The following is an 11,312-nucleotide window of genomic DNA, read 5'->3' on the forward strand; positions in this document are numbered from 1 at the left end:
GCCCTAACAATCCTGCCAGCTTCCCGCCTCCACCGGACGGGTTTGTAATAGTCCGTCAAGCGAATTTTCCTACCCGCCGATCAAGCCGATCAACCGAACCATGACTGGAAACATCACCATGGCACACCTGGCCTCATTCTCCCCCCAGCTCTCTCCCGCCCAGCCGGCGGCCCTGCGCGAGCCATCCGTGCGCACGCCCGGCGGCGGCGTGTTCTGGAGTCCCGGCATCGGTCTCGGCGCGGGCATCATCCTCGAACTGTCGGGCGATATCGACAGCCTGTCGCAGCGTATCGCCCAGTTGCCCGAGCGCGCCGGGCGCGGCCGGCCGATGGTCAGCCAGTACCTGTTCATGGTCAAGACCCTGGCGGCGGCCTGGGCCACGCGCAGCCGGCCCGGCCTGCACAGCGCCCTGGACGGCCTGCGCCACCTGGGCGAGAGCCTGCTCGCGCAGGATGCCGCGCCGCTGGCCACGGCGCTGCTGAACATGTTCCACGGGCGGCCCTCGTCCGGCCCCGGCGCGGTGCGCCTGATCGACGCCCTGGTGCGGCGCCTGGCGGCCCCGGCCGATGCGCTGTCCGCCCTCGACCAGGATGTCGGCAGCTACCTGGCGCAGATGGGACGCGCCTCGGGCGCGCTGGAAACCGATACGGTGATGGTGACCGGGCGCCTGCAGGCCGACCATGTCCACGCCTTCATCCTGGCGCAACAGGTCAATACCTTGCAGGGACGGCTGGCCGAGGCGCGCGTGCGGCGCCACAGTCACTGGCTGGCCGGCCCGGATGCAGCCGAGGCCGGCGCCGAGATCGAGGCGCACAGCGGCGCACTCAAGAACGTCATGCGCCAGCTCGAGCAACTCCGCGAGGGCCAGGCCTCGGTGATGGCCGAAGCGGTGTATCTGCAAGGCTTGCTGCCGACCTTGTCGGCTTACCTGAGCGGCATGGACCGGATCGGCGCCGGCATCCGCATCGCCGCCGCCGGCACGCGCGCCCTGCGGGCCGAGCTCGATGACCTGAAAAATGTCTTGCTGGCCGGGCCGGCGGCGAGCAACACGGCGCACGCCCAGTTGCAGGCGGCCCTGCCGTCCTGGCGCCTGCTGGCGGCGCGCATTGCCGCCTTTCCGGCGGCCCCGGCCGAGTAGTAGCCGGCAAGCGGCTAGCAGCCTGTCGGACTTGGGGAGTCGAAGCGAAAAAATAGCTGGGCGAGGCCAGATTTTGACGATTTCGCAGTGCCAATAGCGAGCTATTGGCCGAGAAAGCGGCGAAATATGGACCGTCCCAGGTATTTTTGCAGCCGACGATCCCAAGTCCGACAGGCTGCTATGACGCCAGGCGCGCCTCGAACATGGCTTCGTAGGTGCCCGCGATGTCCACATACAAGGCCACCGCGCGCTCGACGCCGATCTGGACCGGATCGCCGAAGCGCGTGGTCAACACCCCGGCGCGGCGCAGCAGGCGTTCGATGGCGACCGTGGTGACCGTCACGTACTGGTCCAGCCCGGCGTGATGGCCATAACTGATGATTTCCCCGATCGATTCCATGGTAATGTCCGAAAAGCCGAAGCGCGGGTTGCCGTCGGTTTCGATGGCGAAGCGCGACAGTTCCCAGATGCGGGCGTTTTCGGGGGCATCCTGGCCGTGCAGGAGCTGCGCAAAGGAATCCTTGAGCATGTAGGGGCCTTCGGTCGGCAAGATGCGCCAGCAGCCGCGCAGCGGCCCGCCGCCCGGCTCGCGGATCATCATGTACAACGGTTCGAGGGCGTCGTAACCGTCGATTTCCATGCCGCTCATGATCGGCACTTCCCAGCCCAGCCGGTCCTTGAACACCTTGGCGCGCAGTTTGTGCATCTCCCACAAGTCGCGCGACTTGAATTCGCGCCGTGCGGCGATTCGAATATGCAGAGCCATCTTAGGTACCTCGCTTTATATATAAAAGTTATGCTGCTTGCATGAAGAATCATGCAAAAATTGCATTAGCATAACTAGTAGAGTTGCTAGGTGGCTTGTAAGCACAGTGAATGGAATACTGCCCTTTTGTTTGCGAGGAACGGTATGGCTCAGGATTTCAACTACCAGACGACGGCCGTGGCAGAACAGCGCGGCGGGATCGATCACGACAGCGGCGCTGCGACTGCGGCAACGATGGCAAGCACGCCCCACAGCGAATTAAAACGGTTCAGGATCAGCAAGCGCGAAAGCCAGGAAAAATTCTGGGGACGCTTCGGCGTGACCCAGTCGAGCGGCAGCCGCTTCGAAACCGGCCTGGGCATTCCAGCGCCGGTGGCGATTTTGGTGAAGCTGTATGTCAAGGGTAAGCTCAGCGATGGGGATCTTCCGGGCTGATGATGCCCAGGCTGATCGCCTTGACCAGTGCCTGCTGCCGGGTGTTGACGTTGAATTTCACGCGGATGTTACCGATATGAAAATTCACCGTCGCCTCGGAGCAGAGCACGATCTTCGAGATTTCCCATGAAGACTTGCCGACCATGACCCAGTTGAGCACTTCCAGCTCACGCTTGGTCAGGCGCGGCAGCGGCTCGGCGCCCGGCTTGGGCGCGACGAATTTGAGAGAGGACTCGAAGGCGTAGTCGCGGATCAGCGAGAGCGAGGGCATCAGCTGGCTGATGGTGCTGTCGAAGTCGCCGTTGGGCGCGGCGTCGGAAGCAAAACTGACCACGCCGAACTCCCCGCTCGGCCCGTGGATGGGAAAGGTAATGCCGGAGCGAATGCCGTAGCCGCAGGCTTCCTCGTACATCTCGCGCTGGGCGGGAGCGTGGAAGGTATCCGGTTCCCACACGATCGGCAGCGAGCTGGTCATGCAATGGGCGACGGTCGGGTCCACGTAGTGGAGCTTGTCGGCGTCGTAGCGCGTGCGCCAGGCGGCCGCGTAATTGCTGTGCAGGAAGGCCGTCTCCAGCTTGACATGCTTGGAGCCGACCGTGCCGTACAGTACCTGGTCGAATCCCTGGTCGTGGGCCAGCGAAAACAGGGCGGAACTCCAGCCATTCTCATGGTCGCTTTTCAACAGCGTCATCAGTTGTCCCATTTTCACCATTGCCGTCGCTCCCTTTTGTTGCCTATTTTACACAAATATCGCGTGGAGACACTAGCGGGTGTCTTGTGATCAACTAAATTATTCGAAAATGTAACTATTTGTCAGTATTTTAGGCTTTCCATCAGTGTCTCGTTAAACAAATTTGGCATGCGATTCCGCGTAGAAATGAAACTACCAGTTACGTCCGGTTGACTTATCGCAGCAAGCCGAAGGCGTAGCGCAATCACAACATCGGCCTTGGCCGCAATGAATTGTGCGTCGGGGAAATTTATTCTCGGGTAGGCTCAGGCAACTTGACGCTACCATCGTAGCCGAATAGGGTAAGCTGCCGGTCCGGGCAGGCTGATCAAGCCAGGCCACCCGGACCCTTGACTGGCTGGCGCACTGGTATACAGTTGCCGTTCCCGTCCTAAAAAATGTGATCGGCAGCCAATTTAACCAGACCTACCGCACCGTGCAGATCATTCCGAAAGTGTTACTCGTCAACGATGACGCAGCCAGCCTGCTGGCGCTCGCAAGCCTGCTGTCCGAGGCCACGCGCGCGCAGCACTACGAACTGCTCAAGGCCAGCTCCGGCCATGAAGCGCTGCGCATGGTGCTGACCCACGATTTCGCCGTCATCCTGCTCGACGCCAACATGCCCGGCATGGACGGCTTCGAGACCGCCGAGGCGATCCATTCGCACCCGCGTTCGAGCGCGGTGCCGATCATCTTCATCACCGCCCACTACGGCGACGAGCGCCATCGTCTCGAAGCCTACAGCAAGGGCGCGGCCGACTACCTGTTCACGCCGGTGATCCCGCAGGTATTGCAAACCAAGGTGGCGGTGTTCGTCGACCTGACCCGCAAGAACCTCGAGCTGCAAGCGAAAACGCGCGAACTGTCGCTGCTCAACCAGGACTTGCGCGTGCAGCGCGTGCAAGACCTGGAGCGCATCAACCGCGCGCTGGAACAGGAAGTGGCCGAACGCAAGGTGGCCGAACAGCGCGCACAGGCGCTCTCGATCCGCGATCCCCTGACCAACCTGGTCAACCGGCGCTCGCTGATCGCCCAGCTCGAACACGCGGTCGCCACGGCCGACCGCCACGGCGGCGAATTCGCGCTGCTGTTCCTCGACCTGGACCGCTTCAAGCAGATCAACGACACCCTGGGGCACGAAGTGGGCGACGAACTGCTGCGCCAGGTCGCCGCGCGCCTGCTGGCGGCGGTGCGCGTGTCGGATGTGGTGGCGCGCCTCGGCGGCGACGAATTCGTGGTGCTGCTCGAAGGGCGCGGCGCGGCCGCCAACGCGGCGCGGGTGGCGCGCAAGATCGAGCAGGCGCACACGCGGCCCTTCGAGATCAACGGCCAGCGCATCGCCACCTCCACCAGCATCGGCATCGGCCTGTACCCGCAGGACGGGAGCAGCGCCGCGCAGCTGATGAAAAACGCCGACACCGCGATGTACCACGCCAAGCAGCACCGGCGCGGCAGCATCGAGTTTTTCCGCGAAGATCTCAACACGCGCGAACGCGAACGCGCCCAATGGGTGGCCGAACTGCATGCCGCGCTCGAAGGCAAGCAATTCGAACTGCTGTTCCAGCCGCGCGCCGCCCTGCCCGATGGCGCGGTCGTAGCGGTCGAAGCGCTGCTGTACTGGCGCCACCCGCGCCACGGCCTGATCGCCGCGGCGCGCTTTTTGCCCGACGTGGCCGACAGATTGCTGCTCGAACAAGTGTGCGAATGGATGCTGGGCGCGGCCTGCGCCGAAGCGGCGCGCTGGCGCGCACGGATGGCGCAAACGGCGCCCCAGGCGGCCCGGCTGTCCAAGGTCGTCATGGCGGTCGACCTGGCGCTGCTGCAGATCCGCCCCGAACTGGCCGCGCGCGTGCTGGCGCACCTGCGCAGCTGCAAGCTGCCGGCCGGCTGGCTGGAACTCGAAATTCCCGAACACCTGCTGCTCGACACGCGCGACAGCGCGGCCGTGCTGCGCCAGCTCAAAGCGGCCGGCGTGCGCCTGACGGTCGACGACTTCGGCAGCGCTGGCGCGGCGCTGGCCATGCTGCGCGAGCTGCCGCTCGACGCCATGAAGATCGACCGCGCTTTCGTGCGCGCCATCGGGGTCGGGCGCGGCACCGACATGGCCGCCGCCATCGTCCACCTCGGGCGCGCGCTCGGGCTGCGGGTGCTGGCCCAGGGCGTGCATACCGCCGAACAGCTGGCCGTGCTGAAGTCGCTCGGCTGCGACGAATACCAGGGCGAACTGCTCAGCCCCGCCCTGCACGCGGCCGACATGCTGGCGCTGCTGCAGGCCCGCTGCGGCGCACCAACCATGCAGATACCACCAACAACGAGCCCGAACCAGAATCAGGCCGCTCTTTCAACTCCCAAAAAACGAGGACAAAGCCGATGAACAACATGACCGACATGGCCGAAGAACTGGACATCAAGCTCCTGCTATCGACCCTGATGGCGCTCAAGAAGGGCGACTTCACGGCGCGCATGCCATCCGACTGGAGCGGCATTTCGGGCAAGATCGCCGATACCCTGAACGACATCATCGAAACCAAGGAAAAAATGGTGGAGGCGGTGACCGAGGTATCGCGCGTGGTCGGCGCCGAAGGCCGGCTGGAAAAGCGCGCCTCGGTCCCGAACGTGGCGGGAGGCTGGGCCACCATCATCAGCTCCGTCAACACCCTGATCGACGACCTGGTGCGCCCGACCACGGAAATGGCGCGCGTGATCGGCGCGGTGGCCAAGGGCGACCTGTCGCAGACCATGGCGCTGGAAGTGGACGGCCATCCGCTCATGGGCCAGTACCTGCGCGCGGCCACCACCGCCAACACGATGGTCGAACAGCTCTCCTCGTTCTCGTCGGAAGTCACGCGCGTGGCGCGCGAAGTGGGCACCGAAGGCAAGCTCGGCGGCCAGGCGCAGGTGAAAGGCGTGGCCGGCACCTGGAAAGACTTGACCGACTCGGTCAACTCGATGGCGGGTAACCTCACTTCCCAGGTGCGTAACATCGCCGAAGTGACGACGGCGGTGGCCAACGGCGACTTGTCCAAGAAAATCACGGTGGACGTGCGCGGCGAGATCCTGCAACTGAAAGACACCATCAACGTCATGGTGGACCAGCTGCGCTCGTTTGCGTCGGAAGTCACGCGCGTGGCGCGAGAAGTGGGCACCGAAGGAAAGCTCGGCGGCCAGGCCTACGTGCCGGGCGTGGGCGGCACCTGGAAAGACTTGACCGACAACGTCAACTTCATGGCGTCCAACCTCACCGGCCAGGTAAGGAACATCGCGGCGGTGACGACCGCCGTGGCGAACGGCGACCTGTCGAAAAAGATCACGGTGGACGTCAAGGGCGAAATTCTCGAACTCAAAAACACCATCAACGTGATGGTGGACCAGTTGTCCTCTTTTGCGTCGGAAGTGACGCGGGTGGCGCGCGAGGTCGGCACCGAGGGCAAACTCGGTGGCCAGGCGCAGGTGAAAGGCGTGGCCGGCACCTGGAAGGACTTGACCGATTCGGTCAACTCGATGGCGGGCAACCTCACCGGCCAGGTGAGGAACATCGCCGACGTGACCACCGCCGTGGCCAACGGCGACTTGTCGAAGAAAATCACGGTGGACGTCAAGGGCGAGATCCTGGAGCTGAAAAACACCATCAACGTGATGGTCGACCAGCTGAATTCCTTCGCGTCGGAAGTGACGCGCGTGGCGCGCGAAGTAGGTACCGAGGGTAAGCTCGGCGGCCAGGCCAACGTGCCCGGCGTGGCCGGCACCTGGAAAGACTTGACCGACGGCGTGAACTCGATGGCGGGCAACCTCACCGGCCAGGTGCGTAACATTGCCGACGTGACGACGGCGGTGGCGAACGGCGACCTGTCCAAGAAGATCACGGTGGACGTCAAGGGCGAGATCCTGGAGCTGAAGAACACGATTAACGTGATGGTGGACCAATTGTCCTCGTTCGCCTCGGAAGTGACGCGCGTGGCGCGCGAAGTGGGCACCGAAGGAAAACTCGGCGGCCAGGCTTACGTGCCGGGCGTGGGCGGCACCTGGAAGGACTTGACCGATAACGTGAACTTCATGGCCTCCAACCTGACCGGCCAGGTGAGGAACATCGCGGCGGTGACCACCGCCGTGGCGCGCGGCGACCTGTCCAAGAAGATCACGGTCGACGTCAAGGGCGAGATCCTGGAACTGAAAGACACCATCAACGTGATGGTGGACCAATTGTCCTCGTTCGCCTCCGAAGTGACGCGCGTGGCGCGCGAGGTGGGCACCGAAGGCAAGCTCGGTGGCCAGGCCAATGTGTCCGGCGTGGCCGGCACCTGGAAGGACTTGACCGAGAACGTCAACCAGCTGGCCGCCAACCTGACCAACCAGGTGCGCGCGATTGCCGAGGTGGCCACCGCCGTGACGCGCGGCGACTTGTCGCGCTCGATCCAGGTGGAGGCGCGCGGCGAGGTGTCCTACCTGAAGGACAACATCAACGAGATGATCCGCAACCTCAAGGAAACCACGCAGAAAAATGCGCAGCAGGATTGGCTCAAGACCAACCTGGCGCGCTTTACCCGCCTGCTGCAAGGCCAGCGCGACTTGCAGGCGGTGACAAAACTGATCCTGTCCGAGCTGGCGCCGCTGGTGTCGGCCCACCACGGCGTGTTCTACATGATGGACTCGCAGGAGCTCGACGCGCGCCTGCGCATGATCGCCAGCTACGGCTACCGTTCCAGCCGCAAGCTGGCCACCTCCTTTTTGCCGGGCGAAGGCCTGGTCGGCCAGTGCGCGGTCGAGAAAACCCGCATCTGGCTGACCGACGTGCCGCGCGATTACATCGTGGTCTCGTCGGGCCTGGGCGCGGCGCCGCCGACCAACATCGTGGTGCTGCCGATCCTGTTCGAACAGCAGGTCAAGGCGGTGATCGAAATCGCCTCGCTCGACCGCTTCACCGAAACCCACCTCTCCTTCCTCGACCAGTTGATGGAGTCGATCGGCGTGGTGCTCAACACGATCGAGGCCAACAGCCGCACCGAGTCGCTGCTGACGCAGTCGCAGTCGCTGGCGCAGGAACTGCAGCAGACCAACCAGGAACTGGCCGAAAAGGCGCGCCTGCTGTCCGAACAGAACATCGAGGTGGAACGCAAGAACCGCGAGGTGGAACAGGCCAAGCTGGCGCTGGAAGAAAAGGCGACCCAGCTGGCGCTGTCGTCCAAGTACAAATCCGAGTTCCTGGCGAATATGTCGCACGAGTTGCGCACCCCGCTCAACTCCCTGCTGATCCTCGCGCAGCAGCTGTCGGATAACCCGGAGGGCAACCTCTCGGGAAAGCAAGTAGAGTTCGCAAAGACGATCCACGGTTCCGGATCGGATCTGCTGACTCTGATTAATGACATTCTCGACCTGTCCAAGATCGAATCCGGAACCGTGACACTCGATGTGTCGGAATACCGCTTCTCGAACTTGCGTAACTACGTCGACCGCACCTTCCGCCACATGGCCGAAGCGAAGCACCTGGGCTTCACGGTGCTGCTGGCGGACGCCCTGCCGACCGCCGTCATGACCGACACCACGCGCTTGCAGCAGGTGCTGAAAAACCTGCTGTCGAACGCCTTCAAGTTCACCAGCCACGGCGAAGTCTCGCTCGATATTTCGCTGGTGACGAGCGGCTGGACCAGCGACCACCCGAACCTGGTGCATGCCGACGCGGTGCTGGCGTTCTCGGTGCGCGACACCGGCGTGGGCATTGCGGCCGACAAGCTGCAACTGATTTTCGAAGCGTTCCAGCAGGCCGACGGCTCGACTGCCCGCAAGTACGGCGGCACCGGCCTTGGCCTGTCGATTTCGCGCGAACTGGCGCGCCTGCTGGGCGGCGAAATCCGGGTCGAATCGGTGGTCAACGCCGGCTCCACCTTTACCCTGTTCCTGCCTTACAACCGGGCCGGCTTCATCAACTACGACCAGGCGCGCCAGCCGCAGCCTGCCCGCCTGGCGCCGCCGCCATCGACCGTGGTCGTTGCCAGCACGGTGACGCCGTACGACAGCGGCGCGGCGCGTGAAGCGGCGATGGCGCATGCGCAACTGGTCGAATACGCATCGGTGCTGGACGACCGCGGGCTGATCGCCCCGGGCGACCCGTCGGTGCTGATCATCGAGGACGATGAACGCTTCGCCAAGGAACTGATGGACTTCGCGCGCGAAAAGAACTTCAAGGCGATCGTGACGCACCAGGGCGACTCGGCGCTGTCGCTGGCGCGCGACTACCTGCCGTCGGCCATCCTGCTCGACCTCGACCTGCCCCACATCGACGGCTTCACGGTGCTCGACCGCCTGAAACGCGACCCGAGCACGCGCCACATTCCGGTGCATGTGATGTCCACCCTGCGCGAGCGCGAACGGGCGCTGCGCCAGGGCGCCATTTCGTACATCGGCAAGCCGGTCGAGCGCGAGGCGCTGCAGGAAGAATTCACGCGCATCCAGAAATTCCTGTTGGGCGGCAAACGCAGCCTGCTGGTGGTCGATGACGAGAAAATGCAGCGCGACTCGATCGTGGCCCTGATTGGCGACAGCGACCTGCGCATCGTGGCCGTGGAAACCGGCGCAGCCGCTTTGGCGTCGCTGCGCGGCTCGCACTTCGACTGCATGGTGCTGGACCTGACCCTGCCCGACATCAGCGGCTTCGACCTGCTCGACGTGATCGGCAAGGACCCTGCCCTGCGCGACCTGCCGATCGTGATCTACACCGCCAAGGAATTGAGCCGCAAGGAAGTGACAAAGCTCAAGCGCTACGCCAAGACCATCGTCATCAAGGATGCGCGTTCGCCCGAACGCCTGCTCGACGAAACGGCCCTGTTCCTGCACCGCTCGCACGCCTCGCTGCCGGAACTGCAGCGCCGCATGCTGGAAGAAATCCACGCGGCCGACGGCGGCCTGGCCGGGCGCAAGGTGCTGATCGTCGACGATGACCTGCGCAACATCTTCGCCCTGTCGTCGCTGCTGGAACGCCAGCAGATGCAGGTCTCGTTCGCCGAAAACGGCCGCGACGGCATCGAGGTGCTGGAAAAAGACCCGACCATCGAAATCGTTTTGATGGACATCATGATGCCGGAGATGGACGGCTACGACACCATGCGCGCGATCCGGCGCATACCGAAGTTCAAGTCGCTGCCGATCATCACCTTGACCGCCAAGGCGATGAAGGGCGACCGCGACAAGTGCATCGCCGCTGGCGCCTCGGACTACATCACCAAGCCGGTCGATGTGGCCCAACTGCTGTCGCTGATGCGGGTGTGGCTGCATTGAACGGGCCGGCGAGGCAGGGCTGCGTTGCCGCCGTCGCGCGGGAGGACGACGACAAACTGGAAATCGACCTGCTGCTCGAAGGCGTCTTCCAGCGCTACGGCTTCGACTTTCGCGCCTACGACCGGCCCGGCCTGAAACGGCGGGTGCTCGGCTTGATGGCCGAGCGCGCGTTGGCGACGGTGTCGCTGCTGCAGGACCGGGTGCTGCACGACCCGGCTGCCGCCTCGGCCCTGCTGCGCGCGCTGAGCGTGCGGCCGGCGTTCTTGTTCGACGACCCGGAGCAAGTGCGCCAGACGCGCAAGGTGCTCGCATGCCTCGGCGCGTCGGCGCTGCCGAAAGTGTGGCTGCCCGAATGCGCGCATGTGGAGGAAGCGTGGTCGCTGGCCATTTTGCTGGCCGAGCAGCAGATGCACCATCGCACCGAGATTTTCGCTACCGTCGCCAACGAGGAACTGCTGGCCGAAGCGCTGGAGGCCAGCATTCCGATGGAGCGCATGGCGCAGTATCAGGAGAATTACCTGAAAAGTGGCGGCACGGCCAAGCTGACCGACTATTTCGACGTGCGCGGCAAGCGCGCGGTGCTGTTGCCGGCGCTGCGCAGCCGCATCACGTGGGCCCAGTACAACCTGGTGACGGATGCCTCGTTCAACGAGTTCCAGCTGATCGTATGCCGGCGCGCGCTGGCCGATTTCGGGCCGGTTCTGCGCCAGCGCGCGCTGCGCCTGTTCCATGACAGCCTGGCCCTGTTCGGGGTGCTGGGCATCGACCGCGAACTGGCGCCGGGCGACACCCTGGCGGCCAGCTACCGGCCGGTGTTTGCGCACCAGGCGTGGTACAAGCGCGTCGCCTAGCCTGAATGTTGCATAAACCGCCGCCGCAGCGTCACTTTTCCGATGCCGGAGTTTTTCAACTTAAATCGGAATGTCGCGGGCGATAGCGTCCCTACCCAATTGAACGGGACAGTCAATGAAGCG

General features: G+C 64.1%; 7 protein-coding genes. 5 read left to right on the plus strand and 2 right to left on the minus strand.

What is annotated here, in order from left to right; genetic code table 11:
- Positions 1-118: 118 nt before the first annotated feature.
- Positions 119-1,138: a hypothetical protein gene (locus F1735_RS24510; RefSeq protein WP_167239359.1), complete on the plus strand. Its 1,020-nt coding sequence runs from the start codon at positions 119-121 to the stop codon at positions 1,136-1,138.
- A 178-nt stretch (positions 1,139-1,316) separates the two neighbouring features.
- Here the strand turns inward: F1735_RS24510 and F1735_RS24515 are convergent, their stop codons facing one another.
- Positions 1,317-1,904: an acyl-homoserine-lactone synthase gene (locus tag F1735_RS24515; protein ID WP_167239360.1), complete on the minus strand. Its 588-nt coding sequence runs from the start codon at positions 1,902-1,904 to the stop codon at positions 1,317-1,319.
- A gap of 144 nt (positions 1,905-2,048) precedes the next feature.
- On the opposite strand from F1735_RS24515, the gene F1735_RS24520 reads away from it, so the two are divergent.
- The gene (locus tag F1735_RS24520; protein WP_229505934.1) at positions 2,049-2,339 is read left to right on the plus strand and encodes a helix-turn-helix domain-containing protein; all 291 of its coding nucleotides are present in this window, start codon (positions 2,049-2,051) and stop codon (positions 2,337-2,339) included.
- Here F1735_RS24520 and F1735_RS24525 read toward each other — a convergent pair.
- Positions 2,314-3,030 (minus strand): helix-turn-helix transcriptional regulator, encoded by a 717-nt coding sequence (locus tag F1735_RS24525; protein WP_167239361.1) that lies wholly within the window; start codon positions 3,028-3,030, stop codon positions 2,314-2,316. The two genes, F1735_RS24520 and F1735_RS24525, sit on opposite strands and share 26 nt — an antisense overlap.
- A 439-nt stretch (positions 3,031-3,469) precedes the next feature.
- Between F1735_RS24525 and F1735_RS24530 the strand changes: the two genes are divergently transcribed.
- Genes F1735_RS24530 through F1735_RS24540 form a run of 3 tightly spaced genes read left to right on the plus strand, consistent with a single transcriptional unit; the run spans position 3,470 to position 11,189 of the window.
- Complete coding sequence (locus F1735_RS24530; RefSeq protein ID WP_373888578.1) at positions 3,470-5,443, plus strand: putative bifunctional diguanylate cyclase/phosphodiesterase; 1,974 nt, start codon at positions 3,470-3,472, stop codon at positions 5,441-5,443.
- Entirely contained in the window at positions 5,440-10,338 is a 4,899-nt protein-coding gene (locus tag F1735_RS24535; RefSeq protein ID WP_167239362.1) for a hybrid sensor histidine kinase/response regulator, read from the plus strand. Before F1735_RS24530 ends, F1735_RS24535 begins: the two co-directional genes overlap by 4 nt.
- Positions 10,326-11,189: a CheR family methyltransferase gene (locus tag F1735_RS24540; protein ID WP_373888579.1), complete on the plus strand. Its 864-nt coding sequence runs from the start codon at positions 10,326-10,328 to the stop codon at positions 11,187-11,189. The genes F1735_RS24535 and F1735_RS24540 overlap by 13 nt, the downstream gene beginning before the upstream one ends.
- The last annotated feature ends 123 nt before the right edge of the window (positions 11,190-11,312 follow it).

Source organism: Massilia genomosp. 1, from assembly GCF_011682185.1.
Taxonomy (GTDB): Bacteria; Pseudomonadota; Gammaproteobacteria; order Burkholderiales; family Burkholderiaceae_D; genus Telluria_A; species Telluria_A rubra.

What these genes read in the sequence shown, in the direction of transcription:
- F1735_RS24510 (WP_167239359.1), top strand. Translation starts at nt 119, where the DNA reads ATGGCACACCTGGCCTCATTCTCCCCCCAGCTCTCTCCCGCCCAGCCG.
- F1735_RS24515 (WP_167239360.1), bottom strand. Translation starts at nt 1,904, where the DNA reads ATGGCTCTGCATATTCGAATCGCCGCACGGCGCGAATTCAAGTCGCGC.
- F1735_RS24520 (WP_229505934.1), top strand. Translation starts at nt 2,049, where the DNA reads ATGGCTCAGGATTTCAACTACCAGACGACGGCCGTGGCAGAACAGCGC.
- F1735_RS24525 (WP_167239361.1), bottom strand. Translation starts at nt 3,030, where the DNA reads ATGACGCTGTTGAAAAGCGACCATGAGAATGGCTGGAGTTCCGCCCTG.
- F1735_RS24535 (WP_167239362.1), top strand. Translation starts at nt 5,440, where the DNA reads ATGAACAACATGACCGACATGGCCGAAGAACTGGACATCAAGCTCCTG.